The following is a 19,580-nucleotide window of genomic DNA, read 5'->3' on the forward strand; positions in this document are numbered from 1 at the left end:
ATAACCAAAATATTAGTTGCCAATCGTGGTGAAATTGCGATTCGAGTAATGAAAACGGCTAAGAAAATGGGCATCAAAACGGTAGCTGTTTTTTCAACCGCCGACAGAAATGCGTTGCACGTAAAATTTGCTGATGAAGCAGTTTGCATTGGTGAAGCACCATCCAATCAATCGTATTTAAGAGGCGATAAAATTATTGAAGTTTGTAAAGAACTTGGAGTTGATGCCGTTCATCCAGGATATGGTTTCTTGAGCGAAAATTCGCAATTTGCTGAAGAATGCGAAAAAAATAACATCATTTTCATCGGACCAAAATCGAAAGCCATCGAAATGATGGGGAATAAATTAGCGGCTAAAGATGCTGTTAAAGAATATAATATTCCAATGGTTCCGGGAACAGAAGATGCAATTACCGATATCGAAGAAGCTAAGAAAATAGCAACCAAAATCGGATTTCCTATTTTGATAAAAGCTGCCGCTGGTGGTGGTGGAAAAGGAATGCGAATTGTAGAAAAAGAAGCCGATTTTGTTTCTCAAATGGATCGAGCAATTTCTGAAGCCGTAAATGCTTTTGGAGACGGTTCAGTATTTATTGAGAAATATGTTACAAAACCACGTCATATCGAAATTCAGATTATGGCGGATAGTCATGGTAATGTGTTGTATATTTTCGAAAGAGAATGCAGTATTCAACGTCGTCATCAAAAAGTTGTTGAAGAAGCACCATCTGCTATTCTTACCCCAGAAAAAAGAAAAGAAATGGGCGAAGCTGCCGTAAAAGTGGCAAAAGCGTGCGATTATTTAGGTGCTGGAACGGTTGAATTTTTAATGGATGAAAATTTAAATTTTTACTTTTTAGAAATGAATACGCGTTTGCAAGTAGAGCATCCAGTTACTGAAATGATTTCGGGATTAGATTTAGTAGAATTGCAAATTAAAGTAGCTAGAGGAGAGGCTTTAGCGATGAAGCAGGAAGATTTACAGATCCAAGGGCACGCTATGGAACTTCGTGTTTATGCAGAAGATCCAATGAATGATTTCTTACCAAATGTTGGTTTTTTAAGCACTTATATTTTACCAGAAGGCGAAGGAATTCGGGTAGATAACGGAATTGAACAAGGAATGGATGTGCCAATATATTATGATCCAATGCTTTCAAAATTGGTAACTTATGGAAAAACCCGCGAGGAAGCAATTGAATTAATGATTAAAGCCATCGATAATTATCATATTGAAGGCGTGGCAACTACATTACCTTTTGGAAAATTTGTAATGGAGCACGAAGCATTTCGTTCGGGTGATTTTGATACCGGTTTTGTAAAAGCTTATTATGATGCTGAAAAATTAAAATCTAAATTAGATACCGAAGCAGAAATTGCAGCAATGATCGCTTTACAAGCGTATCTTGAAGATCAAAAAGTGTTGAGACTACCGATTAACTAGTTTTCAGTCGCAGTATTCAGTGTTCAGTTGAGTTTCAGTCTGAAAATTGATAAAATAAAATATAATTATGCAAGACAAAATAAAAGTATTAAACGATAAAATTGCTTTAGCCAAATTAGGCGGAGGCGAAAAAAGAATAGCTTCTCATCACGCTAAAAAGAAATTAACAGCTCGTGAACGTGTTGAATATTTAATGGATGAAGGTTCTTTTGAAGAAATCGGAATGTTAGTTACCCACCGAACTACCGATTTTGGAATGGAAAAAGAAATCTATTATGGCGATGGAGTAGTAACTGGTTATGGAACAATAAACGGAAGAATTGTTTATGTTTTTGCACAAGATTTTACTGTTTTTGGAGGTTCCTTATCGGAAACTCATGCAGAAAAAATATGCAAAGTAATGGATATGGCACTAAAAAGTGGGGCACCAATGATTGGCTTAAATGATTCGGGTGGTGCTAGAATTCAAGAAGGAGTGCGGTCATTAGGCGGTTATGCTGATATTTTCTTTAGAAACGTTCAGTCTTCAGGAGTAATTCCTCAGATTTCTGCGATTATGGGACCTTGTGCTGGTGGAGCGGTTTATTCTCCAGCGATGACCGATTTCACTATGATGGTAGAAGGAAGCAGTTATATGTTTGTAACCGGACCAAACGTTGTGAAAACGGTAACGAATGAAGAAGTAACTTCGGAAGAATTAGGAGGAGCAAGCACGCATTCAACTAAGTCTGGAGTTGCACATATTACTTCACCAAACGGAATTGAATGTTTAGAAGATATCAAAAACTTATTAAGCTATCTGCCTCAAAATAATAGAGAAACGACTCCAAAATTACCTTATACAGTTGGTGATGAAAAACGCGAGAAGTTAGATACAATTGTTCCTGATAATGCCAACAAGCCTTATGATATGCTTGAAGTTATTGAAAACATCATTGACGAAGATTCTTTCTTTGAAATTCATAAAGACTTTGCAGAAAATATTATTGTAGGTTTTGCTCGTTTAGGCGGAAGAAGTATCGGAATTGTAGCAAATAATCCTAAATTTTTAGCAGGTTGTTTAGACGTGAAATCTTCAATTAAAGCGGCACGTTTCGTACGTTTTTGTGATTGTTTCAATATTCCTTTATTGGTTTTAGAAGATGTGCCTGGATTCTTACCAGGAACCGACCAAGAGTGGAACGGAATTATAGTTCACGGAGCAAAATTACTATACGCATTTAGCGAAGCTACTGTTCCAAGAGTAACGGTAATTACGCGTAAAGCTTATGGTGGTGCTTATGATGTTATGAACTCAAAACACATTGGTGCGGATATGAATTTTGCTTGGCCAAGTGCAGAAATTGCAGTTATGGGAGCAAAAGGAGCTTCCGAAATTATTTTCAAAAAAGAAATTAGCGAAGCAGCTGATCCTGCGGCAAAATTAGCAGAAAAAGAAGCACAATATGCAGAATTATTTGCAAATCCATATACTGCAGCTCAACGTGGTTTTATTGATGAGGTGATTTTACCGCACGATACCCGTAGAAAATTAATGAAAGCATTCAGTATGCTAGAAAATAAAGTGGTCGATACGCCAAAACGTAAACACGGAAATATTCCTTTATAAAATAAATTAATGTTAAAAACTCCCATATTTATGGGAGTTTTTTTATCTTGCAAATCCTTTGTGCAATAAAGGAATTATTAAAATCTTACAGAATGCAATTTTTTAAAATAACCACTTTTTTACTCTTTTTCGTCTCTACAGCTGTTTTCTCACAAAAGACAATAAAACATACTGTGGCAAGTGGTGAATCGATTTATTCGATTGCTAAAAAGTATAAAGTGACTGAATCTGACATCTACGAATTAAACCCTAAGGCAAAAGGAGCTTTATTACAACTCAAAACAACTTTGGTAATTCCGAATAAAAAGTACAAGAATGATGATAAAAAGAAAGATGATAAAAAGAATAAATCAGTTGCTGAAAAAGTAGAACACACTGAAATTCATATTGTAGCATCTGGAGAATCTTTATATAAAATTTCAAAACAATACGGCATTTCACTTGATAAAATAAAAGAATTAAATCCAACTATTACACCAGAAAGTATTCAAGTTGGCGATAAGATTGTTGTGCTTGATTCCAAAAAAGAAACAGTAGTAGAACAAGTGGTGGAAGTTCCAAAGAAAACTGAATTACCAAAAATTATTATGCCTGATGTTTGGGAAGCTCCAATTGATTGCGAAGACGAATTAGGAAACATCATTCACACCGTGCAGCAAGGAGAAACTTTATATAAAATTTCGAAGAAATATAAAATAAAATTAAGTCGATTAAAAGAATTAAATGAGGAAGTTGTAGAGAGTTTACCAGCAGGTTATTTGCTAATTATTAAATTAGGAACATTAGAAATCGAGGATAATAAATTTAAAATCGTTGAAAAACCAGACACAAAATTATTGTCCTTGGCAAATATGTCAAAAGCCGATTTTCTAATTGCGAAAGCTTCCCAACATATTGGAACTCGTTATCGTGGTGGTGGGACAACAAGTGCTGGTTTTGATTGCTCGGGCTTAATGTTTGCTACTTTTAAGAATATTGATATGACTTTACCGCGTTCGTCAGGATCAATGGCTGTTGGCGCAGGAACAAAAGTGGAGCGTTCGAATGCTCAAAAAGGCGATTTAATTTTCTTCACTACAAACGGAAGAGGATATATAAACCACGTTGGAATGGTAACGGAAGTGTTAGAAGACGAAATTAAATTCATTCATTCTTCAGTGCAAGCGGGTGTAATTATCTCATCCACAAAAGAACATTATTATGCACGAAGATTTGTGCAAGTAAATCGAGTATTAGATTAAAATATAAAATCCGTTTTTTTTTAAACGGATTTTATATTTTAATTATTCAATAAAAACTGATCTAATTCATCTTTTAATTTAAAATTGTAGAATAGAATATAGACAAAATTTATAAGAATTAAGGATATCATTTATCTTTAATTGTCTAAATAATTATTTTAATTTATTATTTTTTGACTGCATCTATTTAGATTATTTTTTCTCAGCAATCATTTTTTCATATTTTTCAGCTTGTTCTTTAGAAAGTACTTTTTTTATTTCTAAATTAAAATTATCGCCTTGTTTAATTATTAGATCGCGCTTTTCTTCGTTAGAATATAGAGTTGATTCAATTATTTCTTTAGATTTAGTATAATTACTCCTTACTAAGTTCTGAGCAACTGCTTCTTGAAAACCATCTAGATTTAATTTTTCTTTAAATTTAGCTACAGATTGATTTATAATATCTTCAATTTTTGTATCAGGTTTTACATTATTTTTATATTGACCGATACCTATACTTCTATCAACTTGAGCAGATATATTATAAAAAGAGCAAATAGTTAGTATTGTTAAAAAAATTTTTTTCATAAAATTTTACATTATTGGCTCTGCGTACAAATCAAACTCAGTTGCATCTGTGATTTTTAAATTCACAAAATCCCCCGTTTTTAAATAGTATTTAGAAGCATCAACTAAAACTTCATTATCCACATCCGGACTATCAAATTCAGTTCTTCCAATGAAATGTTGGCCTTCTTTTCTATCAATAACACATTTAAAAGTTTGACCGATTTTTTCTTGATTCAAATCCCAAGAAATTTGAGATTGTAAATCCATAATTTCAGCGGCACGTGCTTGTTTCACTTCTTGTGGCACATCATCTTCTAAGACATAAGCACCCGTATTTTCTTCATGCGAATAAGTAAAACAACCCAAACGCTCAAACTTCATTTCCTGAACCCAATCACGTAAAGTTTCAAAATCTTCTTGTGTTTCGCCAGGATATCCAACAATTAATGTGGTTCTAATTGCCATTCCCGGAACTCTTTCTCTAAATTCTTGTAACAATTTAGTTGTTTTTTCTTTTGTAGTTCCACGTTTCATTGATTTCAAGATGTTATCTGAAATATGTTGCAATGGAATATCAATATAATTACAAATTTTAGGTTCGCGTTTCATTAAATCTAAAACATCCATTGGAAAACCAGTCGGGAAGGCATAATGCAAACGAATCCATTCAATTCCTTCAACTTTTGCAAGGTTTTCTAACAATTCGGCCAAATTACGTTTTTTGTATAAATCCAATCCGTAATACGTTAAATCTTGCGCAATTAAAATCAATTCTTTAACGCCGTTTTTCGCTAAACCTTCTGCTTCTCTCACTAATTTTTCAATCGATTGCGAAACGTGAGTTCCACGCATCAAAGGAATCGCACAAAAACTACAAGGTCTATCACAACCTTCGGCGATTTTTAAATAGGCATAATTTTTTGGAGTAGTCGTTAAACGTTCACCTAATAATTCGTGTTTGTAATCTGCACCTAATGCTTTCAACAATAAAGGTAATTCTGTCGTACCAAAATATTGATCTACATCTGGGATTTCCTTTTCTAAATCAGGACGATATCTTTCAGATAAACATCCGGTAACGAATACTTTATCAACAATTCCTTGTTCTTTTTTCTCTACATATTCCAAAATCGTATTGATCGATTCTTCCTTTGCATTGTCAATAAAACCACAAGTGTTAATAACCACGATGTTTCCTTCTTGTTCATGAGCAACGTCTTTGCCACTGGCTTTTAACTGTCCCATTAAAACTTCGCTATCATAGGTGTTTTTTGAACAGCCTAGCGTAATTACATTGATTTTATTTTTCTTTAACGATTTGGTTCTCATGCTTTTGAATTTGATCCCGAACATTCGGTGGGCAAAATTACATAAAATAATCAGTAGAAGCACCAGCTATTGTGAATTTTTTAAAGGTTTGGTCCCGCTGTCCGTTCTATCTTTTTTTGCTTTTAATTTTTGTAGCTTAATGAAAAGCAAAAAAAGGATGCCACTTCCATCGGGGCTAGTAGCTGAGGTCAGTCTAAAAAAAAACCACTTCGGTTGAGGAAGTGGTTTTGTCTTCTATTTAAAATTTTTAGAAATTAATAGAATACGTAAGCGTTACATTGTTATTTGTAGTTCTAATTCTAGCTGCATCTGTCATTCCTGAAGAAATAAAAGATTCATTGTAACTTCTGTGGTCATTCGCATAAGCTACGTCTAATCTGCTTTCGCCAAAATTATAACCTAGACCAGTTGAGTAACCCGTTAAATCACCCATTGCAAAATCAACTTTGTAGGGACTTTCTTCAAAACGGTAACCTCCGCGGACACTCCATTGTTTAATTTTATATTCTCCACCAATTCTTAATTCATAAGCATTTGTTAATTGATTGCGCATTTGATTGTTTAAACTGCTATATAAGTTATCGTTTGTTGGTTTGAATTCAGTTTTACTATAATCTTTGGTTGAATAGTCAATGCTTATTAAGCCTTTTTTATCGAAGATATATGCGCCACTAAAAGTTAATTTACTCGGAGTCTGTATTTTATATGTTTCATAAATGTTGGTAACATTTGGAGAAATCACAGCTGTAGGAAAGACATCACTTGTCACATTTGTTCTGTCCGTAATTAAACGTTGCGATAATTCGTCGTTCAAACGATACCAAGTTGGCGATTCGTAGGCAAATCCAGCTCTAATATTTTCTGTAAATTTATAAATAACTCCAAGATTCAGAGAAAATCCAGTTCCATAGGTATATAATTCATTGTCAAATTGAATACTGTTGATTGTGAATCCATCGTTATATAAAGGATTATTATTACTTTCAAAAACAGACGAATTTTTTACATAATCCGTGAAATGAGCATTTAGATTAACACCTAAGAATAACTTGTCTTTGTAAGAAGTGGCAAAGTTAGCAGCTAGTTTTCCATTATATCCTGTTGTGGTTACGTAATTATCTTGGTAATAATTTCCGCCAGTGGGCACATTACTATAGTAAGAACCAGGTCCGTCAGAATCTATTAAGTAACCTTGATAAGCCAGCATTGCTTGTTGTGCTGGAAAACCTAAACCTGCAGTTTGTCCTAAATACGAATATAATCCAGTGATCGACCCTCCTGGTTCTGTAACAACATATTCAAGAGGCAAGCCTTGTGCTTTGTCTAAGAAATAACGGTCAATAGAATTGTTTGTGTTAACTCCAGCTGAAAATAAGCGATTATCAAAATCATTAGTATTTTCATAATTTAAACCTACCACAATTCGAGACCAATCTGTTTTTCCAGAAGTATCATTAAAAACCAAAACCGCTCCAATTTGATTCAAATCTAAGGTGCTAAAATTTTCTTTGGTTTTTGTACCAAAATAATTTGATTTATTAGTGGCATTGTAACTACTAACAGAAGCACTTGCATAATTGTTATTAAAAAACGCAGCACCAGCAGGGTTTACGGTTATGGCAGATAAATCGCCTCCCACAGCTCCAAAAGCCCCGCTCATTCCTCTAAATCTAGCAGTTCCAGTTAAATTATTCGTTGCATAGCGTAATGCATCGTTTATTGTTGTTTCTTGCGCAGTTGATAGCATCGCACCACCTAACAAGAGTGATAATATTATTTTTTTCATTGCATTTTATTTAAATACGTTTTTCCTTTTAACTACTAACCACGGCCACCTCTTCCACCACCTCCAGAAGATCTTCCACCACCTCCACCAGAAGAGCTTCCGCCAAAACTTCCGCCTGAAGAACTTCTAGGACTAGAGTAGCTGTTATTACTTCTTGATGGTGAATTAGAATTATCTCTTGTTGTGTTTGTTCTTGGTGCTACAGAATTATCTCTTGGCGTTTGAGTTCTCGGTGATGTGGTGCTACTTCTTGGTGTTGTTGTAGAATTTCCTGTAGGAGTGTAAGTTCTTGGCGTTGCATTAGAATTTTCTCTTGGCGTAAAAGTTCTTGGTGAAGAATTTGTACTTCTTGGGGTGCTTGTTCTTGGTGTTCCTGAAAAATCACTATTGGTTCTGCCTCTAGTGCTATTAACCCCTGAATTTCTGCCGGGATTAGCGTTGTAATAACCATTTCCACCTCTTGTTCCGGCGTTACGAACTGTGTTTCTTCCGTAATATCCGCCATAGTAGCCATTGTTGTAATACCCGTTATTGTAGTAGCCATTTCCCCAACCTGAGCCATAGTAGCCTCCCCAGCCGTTTCCGTACCAAGAATTCCAACCATAACTTGGACCATACCAAGAATTGAAACCTATTCCCCAGTTACTTCCATAATAGCCGCCATAACCCCAGTTAGAATAGCCCCAATAAGGAGAATACCAATTGTTCCAACCTGAATTGTAATAATTGATTGTTACGTCAGATGCGTTGTTACCCCAACCTGCGTAAGTATCATTGTTGTTATAATCATTTCGGTAAACCGTAACAACTGTATCTTGATCTTGCGACTGATAATTCTCGACGTCAGTAAAATATGAATAATCTTCCTGCATCGCTTTAAATTGTTGCGTATACTCATTAGATTTTTCTACATTTTGTTCGGTATATCTGTTCTCAGTTCGCTCCGTAGGGCGTTCTACAGAACGATAAACGCCATCGTTATCATAATACGATGAGTTTTGATAAGAACCGCACGAAGTAGTGCCAATTGCTAATAGTCCAAATAAGGAAAAAGCAATGTATTTTTTGTTAATAGTAGAATAAGTTTTCATAGCGCTTATTTTTTTATTGTTGGACACCTCAAATTTAACTATTTTTGCCGAACAATTTAGTTAAATTTTATATAAACAATTTTTATGCCAAAATATTCATAATGAGCAAGAACTTAACAACAAGAGCGGAAGATTATTCCAAATGGTATAATGAATTAGTCGTAAAGGCTGATTTGGCGGAGAATTCAGGAGTGAGAGGTTGTATGGTAATAAAACCTTACGGCTATGCAATTTGGGAAAAGATGCAAGCTCAATTAGATAAAATGTTTAAAGAAACAGGTCACGAAAACGCCTATTTTCCACTTTTTGTACCTAAAAGTATGTTTGAAGCTGAGGAAAAGAATGCAGAAGGCTTCGCTAAAGAGTGCGCAATCGTAACACATTACCGTTTAAAAAACGATGAAAATAATCCCGGAAAATTAATGGTTGATCCAAATGCTAAGCTAGAAGAAGAACTAATTGTTCGACCTACTAGTGAAGCAATTATTTGGTCTACATATAAAGGTTGGGTGCAGTCTTATAGGGATTTACCCTTATTAATTAACCAATGGGCAAATGTAGTGCGTTGGGAAATGCGAACACGACTGTTTTTAAGAACTGCGGAGTTTTTATGGCAAGAAGGACATACAGCGCATGCAACACGTCAAGAAGCGATTGAGGAATCTGAAAAAATGATGCACGTTTATGCTGAATTCGCTCAAAATTTTATGGCAATTCCAGTTGTAAAAGGTTTGAAAACAGAAACAGAACGTTTTGCTGGAGCAGAAGAAACGTATTGTATCGAAGCCTTAATGCAAGATGGAAAAGCGCTACAAGCAGGAACTTCACACTTTTTAGGCCAAAACTTTGCAAAAGCATTTGATGTAAAATTTGCAAATAAAGAAGGGAAACAAGAATATGTTTGGGGAACGTCTTGGGGGGTTTCAACGCGTTTAATGGGAGCTTTGGTAATGACACATTCTGATGATAAAGGATTGATTTTACCTCCTAATTTAGCGCCAATTCAAGTAGTGATTGTGCCTATTTATAGAACTGATGAACAGTTAGATGCTATTTCGGAACAAGTAAATGCGCTAATGACTGAACTGAGAAAATTAGGTGTTTCTGTGAAGTTTGACAACAGAGATACTCAAAAGCCAGGGTTTAAATTCGCTGAATGGGAATTAAAAGGAGTTCCTGTCCGAATTGCAGTCGGACCTAACGATTTAGAAAACGGAACGTATGAAGTAGCAAGAAGAGATAATTTATCAAAAGAAGTCATTTCTAAAGAAGGAATTGAGTTTTATGTTCAAGAGTTATTAGTAACAATTCAAAATGATTTGTATAGTAATGCATTGAATTATAGAGATTCACATATTACAGAAGTAAATTCTTTTGAAGAATTTAAAGAAGTTTTAGAGACCAAAGGGGGATTCATTTCAGCACATTGGGACGGAACAGCGGAAACAGAAGAAAAAATAAAAGATGTTACAAAAGCAACAATTCGTTGTATCGCTTTGGATAGAGTAGAAGAGCTGGGAAGCTGCGTTTTTACGGGGAATTTATCAAAAGGGCGTGTGCTTTTTGCTAAGGCATATTAAAAAAAAAGTAAAATTTTTATTGAAGGTCTTGCAGATATCAAAATAAGTTGTATTTTTGCACTCGCATTACAAAATTAATGTAATGGCCCGTTCGTCTATCGGTTAGGACGCATGGTTTTCATCCATGTAAGAGGGGTTCGATTCCCCTACGGGCTACTTAGTAAAAATACAAAAGAATAGGTTAATGGCCCGTTCGTCTATCGGTTAGGACGCATGGTTTTCATCCATGTAAGAGGGGTTCGATTCCCCTACGGGCTACAGAATTAGTTGTAAATAAGTTTTGTAAAATAATAGTTGGTGTCTCGATTATTGTTTTATTAGTTAAAACCAAAGGAATTGCATTTAGTGATTGTGGGAGGTTTTTCTTTTTTAACTAGTAGTTTATAACAATTATTACAATTAAAAAAAGAAACAAAATGGCAAATCATAAATCTGCTTTAAAAAGAATTAGAAGTAACGAAAAAAGAAGAGTGTTGAACAGATACCAACACAAAACTACTCGTAATGCAATCAAAGCTATTCGTTTAGCAACTGATAAAGCTGAAGCTACTTCAAAATTATCATCAGTTTTTTCTATGATTGACAAGTTAGCTAAGAAAAATGTTATCCACGATAATAAAGCTTCTAACTTAAAATCTAAATTAACAAAATTCGTAGCTACACTATAATAATGTGCTATTAAAAATAATAAAGCTCTCATAATGGGAGCTTTTTTTGGTTTATAGATTATTTTTTTTCCTAAAGTATTGATTACTATAGTAATTTAAAAAAATAAAGATTACATTTGCACCCTTAAAAATTAATAAATGACTTCTATTAGAAACATTGCAATTATTGCTCACGTTGACCATGGTAAAACTACTTTGGTTGATAAAATTATGTACCATTGTCAGTTGTTTCGTGAAAACGAAAACACAGGAGACTTAATCTTAGATAATAATGATTTAGAACGTGAAAGGGGTATTACCATTACTTCTAAAAACGTTTCTGTATCTTACAAAGGAACAAAAATCAATATTATCGATACTCCTGGTCACGCCGATTTCGGTGGTGAAGTTGAACGTGTACTTAATATGGCAGATGGTGTATGTCTTTTAGTAGATGCATTTGAAGGGCCAATGCCACAAACGCGTTTTGTACTTCAAAAAGCGATTGATTTAGGATTAAAACCTTGTGTGGTTATTAACAAAGTTGATAAAGAAAACTGTACTCCTGAAGAAGTTCACGAAAAAGTATTCGACTTAATGTTTGAATTAGGCGCTACAGAAGAACAATTAGATTTCCCTACAGTTTATGGTTCTGCTAAAAACAACTGGATGTCAGATGATTTTAGAAATCAAACTGAAAACATAGAGCCATTATTAGATATGGTTATTGCAAATGTACCTGCTCCTAAAGTTTCTGAAGGAACACCACAAATGTTAATTACTTCATTAGATTTCTCTTCTTTTACGGGTCGTATTGCGATTGGTCGTTTAGAAAGAGGTGTTTTAAGAGAAGGAATGCCGATTTCTTTGGTAAAAAGAGATGGTAAAGTTATCAAATCAAGAATTAAAGAATTACATACTTTTGAAGGAGTAGGTCGTAAAAAAGTAGAAGAAGTAGTTGCAGGAGATATCTGTGCTATTATTGGTGTAGAAGGTTTTGAAATTGGTGATACTATTGCCGATTTTGACAACCCAGAAGCATTAAAAACAATTTCGATTGATGAGCCAACAATGAGTATGTTGTTCACAATTAATGATTCACCGTTCTTCGGTAAAGAGGGTAAATTTGTAACTTCACGTCACATTAGAGATCGTCTAACGAAAGAATTAGAAAAGAACTTAGCAATGAAATTAGGTGAAACTGATTCTGCTGATAAATTTATGGTTTTTGGTCGCGGTGTACTTCACTTGTCTGTTCTAATTGAAACAATGAGAAGAGAAGGTTATGAATTGCAAATTGGTCAACCACAAGTTATCATCAAAGAAGTTGATGGTGTTAAATGTGAACCAATTGAAGAATTGACTATCGATTTACCAGAAAATCTTTCAGGTAGAGCTGTAGAATTCGTTTCTATCCGTAAAGGTGAAATGCTTTCTATGGAAGGTAAAGGAGAACGTATGATTGTTAAATTCAACATTCCATCTCGTGGAATTATTGGTTTAAGAAATCAATTACTTACCGCTACCGCTGGTGAGGCAATTATGTCACACCGCTACATAGGTTATGAACCGTTAAAAGGTGATATACCTGGACGTAATAACGGATCTCTAATTTCTATGGAAAATGGAAAAGCAATTCCTTATTCTATTGATAAATTACAGGATAGAGGTAAATTCTTCGTTGACCCGAATGAGGAAATTTACGAAGGTCAAGTAATTGGCGAAAATAGCCGTGGCGATGATATGTGTATCAACGTAACAAAAGCAAAAAAACAATCAAACGTCCGTTCTTCAGGAAATGATGAAAAAGCAAGAATTATCCCGCCAATCAAATTTTCACTAGAAGAAGCGTTAGAATATATACAAAAAGATGAATATGTTGAGGTAACGCCAAAATCTATTCGTCTTCGTAAAATTTATCTGACAGAAAACGAAAGAAAACGTTTTAAATTATAGTAATCTAAATCCCGATGAAAATCGGGATTTTTTAGCATCTACAAGAATGGAAATAAAATTAAAATTTGGAATTGACAATTTGCTTTTCGGAATGAAGGAGCAAGATGTTATTAAAGTTTTGGGCAAGCCCGACACACAATATAAAGACGAAGAAGAAAATGTTGTCTTTATGTACAATACAAGAAAATTACGTTTGATTTTTTACAAAGAAGAAGCATTCAAATTAGGTTATATTACTACCGCTCAGCCTAGTGTGAAGTTATTTGGAACTACTTTAATTGGTAAAAATTGGAGCGAAATCTTCCCAATATTAGAAAAAAATAAACTTAAATCTTTTGAAATAGATACTATTGAAGGAATGATGAGTTATTTCAACGAAGACAATTGGATCTTTTTCCACGTAGATTATAATGAAATTGTAAAAGTAGAAGTTGGAGCTGTTTTTAGCGATAAAGACGAATTCGATTGGAAATTTTAATAAAAAAAGGCCGTTACTAACATTTAACGGCCTTTTTTATTAGTTATTTAGTTTAAACAATTCGATTTCAAAAATCAAATCAGTATTTGGAGGTATTACTCCACCAGCTCCTTTTTCACCATAGGCTAAATTTGCTGGAATGTAAAATTTATATTTTGCACCTTCTTTCATCAATTGCACACCTTCCGTCCAACCTTTTATAACTTGGTTTAAGCCAAAATCTATTGTTTGTCCTCTCTGTACACTGCTGTCAAAAACTTTCCCGTCTAAAAACATACCAGTATAATGCACTTTAACGTTGCTGGTTGCTACCGCTTGTCTTCCTGTTCCTTCTTGTAATACGATATATTTAAGGCCACTCGGAGTTATCTTTGCGTTTGCAAATTCTTTACTAATTTTTTCTTTTGCTTCTTTTAATTTTTGAGTTTCAATCGCGGCCTGTATTCTTTGTTTTTCTGCTACGGCTGCCTTTATTAACTTTATGGCAGTTTCATTTTTTTCTCCCTGAATTTTATCGTTGATTTCTTTGTTATCAAAATAGGCTTTAAAAACTTTTTCGGCCTTGAACTTTTTAGCTTCCTTTCCCTTTCTAATGATTACTATAGAATTGATAATATCATTTTGTGCTATTTGATCTACTATTTCTTGACCAGAAATGACATGACCAAAAACTGTGTGTATACCATCTAAATGTGGTGTTTGTTTGTGTGTAATGAAAAATTGACTTCCATTAGTTGAAGCACCAGAATTCGCCATCGACAAAATTCCGGCACTGTTATGCGTCAAATCAGTGATTTCATCTACAAATTTATAACCCGGTTCACCTGAGCCCGTTCCTTCTGGACAACCACCTTGAATCATGAAATCTTTTATTACTCTGTGGAATTTTAATCCGTTGAAATAAGGTTTTCCTTTAAAAGATTCTTTTACTTGCGTGTTTGTTCCGTCAGCTAACGAGATAAAACTCGCTACCGTAATCGGTGTTTTTTTAAATTCTAATGCAACAACTATCGTACCCTTTGTTGTATTTATTTCTGCAAATATACCTTCTTGCTTTTTGTTTTGCGCAAATCCTAAAGTGATGCAGCTTAAAGCGATTGCAATATTTTTAACTGTGTTTCTCATTCTGATTATTTTGTTTGATTTTCTAAAATTTCGATTTCAAAAATAATATTTGCATTTGGAGGAATAACTCCACCTGCACCTTGTGGACCATAAGCCAAATTGGATGGGATATATAACTTTGCTTTTCCTCCATAATTCAAGAGTTTAATACCTTCAATAAATCCTTCAATAAATTGTAAATTATTCATCATTGCAGGATAAGGTGCATAACCGTTTTGTGCTGCTTTGCTTGCATTGTAGGTACCATATTGCTTGGCATTTGCTTCTGAAGTTGTGTCAAACTGCAATCCGTTTTCTAAAAATCCAGAATAATTAATTAAAACTTTACTATTCGTAGTTGGTTTTTTGTCTGAACCTTTTTCAGTTATCTGGTAAATTAATCCAGAAGCCGTTTTTGTTCCGTTTACTTTTAAGTCGTTTATTTCTTTAATTTTACCTTCTGCTAAAATTTTTGCTTTCTCTTCGTCTTCTTTCTGCTCTTTAACAACTTTGGAATAGTAATTTTTAAATATTTTTAAGGCATCAAATTTCTTTGCGTCATTACCAATACGAACAATTGTTATTTTTTCAATTATATCGTCTGATGTAATTAAATTAATAACGTCTAAGCCTTCAATTACTTCGCCAAAAATACTGTGCATATTGTCTAGCCAAGGCGTTTCTTTGTGCGTAATGAAGAATTGACTTCCGTTGGTTCCCGGTCCGGCATTTGCCATAGACAAAATTCCGGCTTTAGTATGTTTCAAGTCTGGATGAAATTCATCTTTAAACTTATAACCAGGTCCACCAGAGCCATCGCCGTTTGGATCACCACCTTGAATCATAAAGTCAGGAATTACTCTGTGAAATTTTAAACCGTCATAAAAGGGTTTATCTTTAAATTGTTCGTCTACAAACGGATTTTTTCCTTCCGATAGTGTAATGAAATTTGCAACAGTGTTTGGTACTTTTTTGTATTCTAGTTGTACAATCATATTTCCTTTCGAGGTTTCTATATCGACATAGATTCCTTCTTTTAATTGGTCATACGATTTGGTACAAGAACTAAAAATTGTAAGTAAAAATAATAGTAAAATTGAAATTGGTTTCATTGTTTTCATTTTTATTTTGCTTGAGGGTCTGTTTTTAGATCATTTAATGTAACTGTACATATTAACGGTTCGTTCACGCCAATTTTTTTATTATCACCGTGATAGCCAAATGCCATGTGTGAGGGGAATAAAAAAGTAACTGTTTCTCCTTTTTTCATTAATTTAATTCCGTCACGCAAGCCCATCATTATGTTTTCTTTATCCACATAGTAAACTTGTGGTTTTGTTTCTGCTTTTGTGTAAATTATTTGACTCAATATATTTTTTATTTCGTAATCAAAATAAGCAACATCACCTCGTTTAGGAGAATCAGAAACAGCCTCTATCTTATTGTCATACTTATACCAATAACCTTTATTTGAAGCTATATATTCTTTTAAAGTATCGCTTTTAATAAGTGAATCGATTTGTTTTTCTTCGCTAGCTACTAGTTTCTTATTTCTTTCGATTGATTCTTTTATAAAAGTTCCTGATGTATGGGAAACTGGGTAGCGCGGCTGCTGTTGTTTGGAACAACTTGCAAGAAGAAGTGCCATCGAAGCAATTAGTATGTAGGTATATAGTTTCATTTTTATTTTTTTTCTGCTGCTAAAATAGCAATAAATTTTTGTACCGTTTCTTCTAATGATAAAAAAGATTTCCCTCCAGCAGCATTAATGTGTCCGCCACCTTCAAAATGCGTGCGTGCAAATTGGTTTACATCAAAAGCACCTTGTGATCTGAAGGAAATTTTTATAATTCCTTCTTCTTTGTTCTCGATGAAAATCGCTGTAAAATCAATACCTTTAATGCTTAATCCATAATTTACTATTCCTTCCGTATCGCCTTTTTGATGCCCGAATTCATTCAATTCGTCCTGACTTAAAGTAATATATGAAGTTTTGTATTCGTTTAAGATTTTTAAATTCTGCAAAGCCTTTCCAAGCAATAATAAACGATTATAAGTAGAATCATCAAACAATGAATTATGAATTTCACTATTATTGATACCTCTGTCGATTAAATCGGCTACACATTTATGAGTTGCACTGGTTGTTTTAGGAAAACGAAATCCTCCAGAATCAGTAACAATTCCAGTATATAAACAAGTTGCAACTGTTTGATTAAGTAAGTTTTCATAGCCTAATTGATAGATGAAGTCATAAACCATTTGGCAAGTAGAGCCATAAGCAGTATCTGAAAAAGTATAAGTGGCATAGCCATCCGGAGCTTGATGATGGTCAATCATAACACTAGTAGCCGTCAGCGTTTTTAATAATTTTTCCATCTGTTCGCCCGTTCTGTGCAAAGCATTAAAGTCTAATGTGAAAATAAGTTCTGCATTTTCTAAAACAGTTTTACATTTGTCAAAACTACGTTCAAAAACCATCACTTTTTCACTTTCGGGAAGCCAAGCTAAGAAATCTGGAAATTCATTAGGAGCAATTACGACAACTTCGTGTTGCAATTGTTTTAAAATATGATATAAGCCTAAAGTCGAACCCATAGCGTCGCCGTCTGGATTTCTATGTGGAATTATAGCGATTTTTTTTGGTGTTTCCAATGCTAATTTAATAGCTTCTATTTCGTGTTTTTGCATCATAGTGCGAATATATTATTTTGTAGTCTATTCTGCAATTATTATGCCTAACGTTTTAGTGTGAAATGTCCTTTTACGGTTTTGCCATCGGTCAATTCCATTACAAACCAATAGTCAGTACTTGGTAATTGTCGGCCATTTAATGTACCATCCCAAGCATAATTTTGACGGTATAATTGCGTAATTAATTTGCCGTAGCGGTCATAAATGGAAATGATACTATTTTGTAAATTGCGTTTGTCTAAGTTATTTATTTCCCAATAATCGTTATATCCATCTCCATTTGGTGTAAAATACTTTGGATAATTTAAGATGTAAAAGCTTTTTGAAACTACGCCACAACCTTTGGTATCTCTAACAAAAACTGTATATTCTCCTTCTCCCAAATTATTGAAGACATTTGAATTTTGATAAATTGTTCCGTTTAAAGAAAACTCATAAACACCTAAACCTGTAGTTTCGACAATGGCCGAATTGTTAGCAGCAAAATCATCAATCAAAATATTAGTTATCGTTGCGATTCCGGAAGCTGTAACCGTAAAAGTTTTGGTTTTAGAACAATTCGTTGCATTTGTAAGTGTTACCACATAAGTTCCTGCTGTACTAACAGTTATTTGTTGAGAGGTTTGAACCGGATTTGTATTCCAGCTGTACGATGAAAATCCGCTTCCTGCATTCAGAATTATTGGGTTATTTTCACACAATCCTAATTCTTCATCCACCAAAATAGTAGAGAAGGTATTCACTTTTAATTGCACTGGATAATTCGAATAGCAATTTTGAATGTTCGTAATTCGAGCATAAATTGTTTGGTTGAAAGCAGTTGTATTGGTATAATTGGCCGGTAAAACTGTTGAGCTTGTTGGCGTTTCAAAGAATGAAATGTTGTAATTTGAAGGTAAATTGGTAAATAAATCAGGTATAATTGAAGTTAAATTGAAAGCAGTTTTTCCATCTTGAAGCGCATCGGCATCACAAAGTGTAAATAAATCTTGTTTGGTGATTAATGTGGGCGCATATTCAATTTTGATAGTCAATGTGGTTTCGCAAATTCCTCCATAATTAACTTTTACGCTATAATTCCCTGCAGAATTAACGGTGTATGTTGCATTGGTTTCCCCCGTTAAAAGAACATCGTTTTGATACCATTTATAACCGGTTGCCCCATTTTGTGTGGCGTCAACGGCTAAAGTTTCATTTTGACAAAGTGGATTTCCTGTAGCAATTAATCGATTATCGCCAATGCTTCCACCAAAGTTAAAACTGCCTCCACCTAAGAAAATAGCCGAATCATAACGGTAATTTCCTTCATCGGCAATTACTAATTTAATATGATAGGTTGTCCCAGGAATTACATCAGATTGTGCGGTCAAAACTACCGTTTGCCCGTTGAAATTTGTAGGATATTCTTCCGCATTAAAAGCATCAAAATAGGCAGCATTCGCTGGCGGACAAGCGGTTCCAGGACCGCGAACAGTATTCACCTTTACAGGAGTTGTAGTTCCCGGAATAACCGCTAAATTTTGATAAGTCGCGGTTCCAGCCTCTTTCAACAAAAATGCAAAACCATCCGTAAAATTACATTGATTTGGCGTCGGATTTAAAAGATATTGTTCCGATGCAAAGATATAATCAAAGCTTATTTTATTGCCCAAAGGAACGAAATCAAATTCTAAAATAGTTGCATTAAAAGTATTACTCAAACCCAAAGCTTGATTCAAATCGGAATCACCATCCCAGCCCATTCCGCCGCCGCCGTCAGAAATATACGCGTTTGGTCCCGGAGTATCATTGATTCTTCCTGTGGTAAGCACAATTCCTTTTTCAAAGGGAAATGTCGTTCCAGTGGCATCAAAATAACCAAAACTTTTTTCACCCGAAGCATAATTTCCTCCAGAAAAACTAATGTTGGATACATTGGCACACGGACTATTAATCAACACATTTTCAACTAAGTCTTGCGGCGTTCGATTTTGGTCAACAGTGATGTATTGGGCATTTCCGAATTGAAAAAATAATCCGAAACATACAATTTTAAGGGTATTTTTTATTGTAAGCATAGCTTGCAAAGAT

General features: G+C 34.3%; 16 protein-coding genes and 2 tRNA genes. 9 read left to right on the top strand and 9 right to left on the bottom strand.

Annotated elements, in window-relative coordinates:
* From accC to T1L09_RS07600, 3 genes are all read left to right on the top strand, one after another.
* Positions 1-1,443: an acetyl-CoA carboxylase biotin carboxylase subunit gene (gene accC, locus T1L09_RS07590; protein ID WP_322550452.1), complete on the top strand. Its 1,443-nt coding sequence runs from the start codon at positions 1-3 to the stop codon at positions 1,441-1,443.
* 67 nt (positions 1,444-1,510) lie between these two features.
* Positions 1,511-3,052, top strand: coding sequence for an acyl-CoA carboxylase subunit beta (locus T1L09_RS07595; protein ID WP_322550354.1), 1,542 nt, complete (start codon positions 1,511-1,513; stop codon positions 3,050-3,052).
* Between the two features lie 92 nt (positions 3,053-3,144).
* Entirely contained in the window at positions 3,145-4,293 is a 1,149-nt protein-coding gene (locus tag T1L09_RS07600; RefSeq protein ID WP_322550355.1) for a C40 family peptidase, read from the top strand.
* 192 nt (positions 4,294-4,485) lie between these two features.
* Here T1L09_RS07600 and T1L09_RS07605 read toward each other — a convergent pair whose 3' ends face one another.
* From T1L09_RS07605 to T1L09_RS07620, 4 genes are all read right to left on the bottom strand, one after another.
* Complete coding sequence (locus tag T1L09_RS07605; RefSeq protein WP_322550356.1) at positions 4,486-4,863, bottom strand: hypothetical protein; 378 nt, start codon at positions 4,861-4,863, stop codon at positions 4,486-4,488.
* Positions 4,864-4,869: 6 nt separating this feature from the next.
* Positions 4,870-6,174 (bottom strand): 30S ribosomal protein S12 methylthiotransferase RimO, encoded by a 1,305-nt coding sequence (gene rimO, locus T1L09_RS07610; protein ID WP_322550357.1) that lies wholly within the window; start codon positions 6,172-6,174, stop codon positions 4,870-4,872.
* Between the two features lie 247 nt (positions 6,175-6,421).
* Positions 6,422-7,960, bottom strand: coding sequence for an OmpP1/FadL family transporter (locus T1L09_RS07615; protein ID WP_322550358.1), 1,539 nt, complete (start codon positions 7,958-7,960; stop codon positions 6,422-6,424).
* A 35-nt stretch (positions 7,961-7,995) separates the two neighbouring features.
* On the bottom strand, positions 7,996-9,051 hold the full coding sequence (locus T1L09_RS07620; RefSeq protein WP_322550359.1) for a hypothetical protein: 1,056 nt from the start codon (positions 9,049-9,051) through the stop codon (positions 7,996-7,998).
* Between the two features lie 101 nt (positions 9,052-9,152).
* On the opposite strand from T1L09_RS07620, the gene proS reads away from it, so the two are divergent.
* The 6 genes from proS (at position 9,153) to T1L09_RS07650 (ending at position 13,712) form a co-directional block, all read left to right on the top strand.
* On the top strand, positions 9,153-10,631 hold the full coding sequence (gene proS, locus T1L09_RS07625) for a proline--tRNA ligase (RefSeq protein ID WP_322550360.1): 1,479 nt from the start codon (positions 9,153-9,155) through the stop codon (positions 10,629-10,631).
* An 84-nt stretch (positions 10,632-10,715) separates the two neighbouring features.
* Positions 10,716-10,787 (top strand) — tRNA-Glu (locus tag T1L09_RS07630).
* A gap of 30 nt (positions 10,788-10,817) precedes the next feature.
* Positions 10,818-10,889: transfer RNA gene (locus T1L09_RS07635), tRNA-Glu, on the top strand.
* A 158-nt stretch (positions 10,890-11,047) separates the two neighbouring features.
* Positions 11,048-11,299 carry a 30S ribosomal protein S20 gene (gene rpsT / locus T1L09_RS07640; RefSeq protein ID WP_322550361.1) on the top strand — a complete coding sequence of 84 codons (252 nt, stop codon included), beginning with the start codon at positions 11,048-11,050 and terminating at the stop codon, positions 11,297-11,299.
* Positions 11,300-11,437: 138 nt separating this feature from the next.
* A complete protein-coding gene (typA, locus tag T1L09_RS07645) occupies positions 11,438-13,234 on the top strand; it encodes a translational GTPase TypA (RefSeq protein WP_322550362.1) in 1,797 nt (598 codons plus the stop codon).
* A gap of 46 nt (positions 13,235-13,280) precedes the next feature.
* Positions 13,281-13,712: a hypothetical protein gene (locus T1L09_RS07650; RefSeq protein ID WP_322550363.1), complete on the top strand. Its 432-nt coding sequence runs from the start codon at positions 13,281-13,283 to the stop codon at positions 13,710-13,712.
* Positions 13,713-13,751: 39 nt separating this feature from the next.
* Here the strand turns inward: T1L09_RS07650 and T1L09_RS07655 are convergent, their stop codons facing one another.
* The 5 genes from T1L09_RS07655 to T1L09_RS07675 are packed head-to-tail and all read right to left on the bottom strand — an operon-like array spanning position 13,752 to position 19,567.
* Positions 13,752-14,837 (bottom strand): peptidylprolyl isomerase, encoded by a 1,086-nt coding sequence (locus T1L09_RS07655; protein ID WP_322550364.1) that lies wholly within the window; start codon positions 14,835-14,837, stop codon positions 13,752-13,754.
* A gap of 5 nt (positions 14,838-14,842) precedes the next feature.
* Positions 14,843-15,937, bottom strand: a complete 1,095-nt coding sequence (locus T1L09_RS07660) for a peptidylprolyl isomerase (RefSeq protein ID WP_422718486.1) — start codon at positions 15,935-15,937, stop codon at positions 14,843-14,845.
* 2 nt (positions 15,938-15,939) lie between these two features.
* Entirely contained in the window at positions 15,940-16,497 is a 558-nt protein-coding gene (gldI, locus tag T1L09_RS07665) for a gliding motility-associated peptidyl-prolyl isomerase GldI (protein WP_322550365.1), read from the bottom strand.
* Positions 16,498-16,499: 2 nt separating this feature from the next.
* Positions 16,500-17,510: a DHH family phosphoesterase gene (locus tag T1L09_RS07670; RefSeq protein ID WP_322550366.1), complete on the bottom strand. Its 1,011-nt coding sequence runs from the start codon at positions 17,508-17,510 to the stop codon at positions 16,500-16,502.
* Between the two features lie 44 nt (positions 17,511-17,554).
* Positions 17,555-19,567, bottom strand: coding sequence for a choice-of-anchor L domain-containing protein (locus tag T1L09_RS07675; RefSeq protein ID WP_322550367.1), 2,013 nt, complete (start codon positions 19,565-19,567; stop codon positions 17,555-17,557).
* Positions 19,568-19,580 lie beyond the last annotated feature (13 nt).

The organism is Flavobacterium psychraquaticum (genome assembly GCF_034497725.1).
GTDB classification, from domain to species: domain Bacteria; phylum Bacteroidota; class Bacteroidia; order Flavobacteriales; family Flavobacteriaceae; genus Flavobacterium; species Flavobacterium psychraquaticum.

Excerpts from the sequence above, each read along its gene's own strand:
- T1L09_RS07595 (WP_322550354.1), top strand. The coding sequence starts at position 1,511 with ATGCAAGACAAAATAAAAGTATTAAACGATAAAATTGCTTTAGCCAAA.
- T1L09_RS07600 (WP_322550355.1), top strand. The coding sequence starts at position 3,145 with ATGCAATTTTTTAAAATAACCACTTTTTTACTCTTTTTCGTCTCTACA.
- T1L09_RS07605 (WP_322550356.1), bottom strand. The coding sequence starts at position 4,863 with ATGAAAAAAATTTTTTTAACAATACTAACTATTTGCTCTTTTTATAAT.
- rimO (WP_322550357.1), bottom strand. The coding sequence starts at position 6,174 with ATGAGAACCAAATCGTTAAAGAAAAATAAAATCAATGTAATTACGCTA.
- T1L09_RS07615 (WP_322550358.1), bottom strand. The coding sequence starts at position 7,960 with ATGAAAAAAATAATATTATCACTCTTGTTAGGTGGTGCGATGCTATCA.
- T1L09_RS07620 (WP_322550359.1), bottom strand. The coding sequence starts at position 9,051 with ATGAAAACTTATTCTACTATTAACAAAAAATACATTGCTTTTTCCTTA.
- proS (WP_322550360.1), top strand. The coding sequence starts at position 9,153 with ATGAGCAAGAACTTAACAACAAGAGCGGAAGATTATTCCAAATGGTAT.
- rpsT (WP_322550361.1), top strand. The coding sequence starts at position 11,048 with ATGGCAAATCATAAATCTGCTTTAAAAAGAATTAGAAGTAACGAAAAA.
- typA (WP_322550362.1), top strand. The coding sequence starts at position 11,438 with ATGACTTCTATTAGAAACATTGCAATTATTGCTCACGTTGACCATGGT.
- T1L09_RS07650 (WP_322550363.1), top strand. The coding sequence starts at position 13,281 with ATGGAAATAAAATTAAAATTTGGAATTGACAATTTGCTTTTCGGAATG.
- T1L09_RS07655 (WP_322550364.1), bottom strand. The coding sequence starts at position 14,837 with ATGAGAAACACAGTTAAAAATATTGCAATCGCTTTAAGCTGCATCACT.
- T1L09_RS07660 (WP_422718486.1), bottom strand. The coding sequence starts at position 15,937 with ATGAAAACAATGAAACCAATTTCAATTTTACTATTATTTTTACTTACA.
- gldI (WP_322550365.1), bottom strand. The coding sequence starts at position 16,497 with ATGAAACTATATACCTACATACTAATTGCTTCGATGGCACTTCTTCTT.
- T1L09_RS07670 (WP_322550366.1), bottom strand. The coding sequence starts at position 17,510 with ATGATGCAAAAACACGAAATAGAAGCTATTAAATTAGCATTGGAAACA.
- T1L09_RS07675 (WP_322550367.1), bottom strand. The coding sequence starts at position 19,567 with ATGCTTACAATAAAAAATACCCTTAAAATTGTATGTTTCGGATTATTT.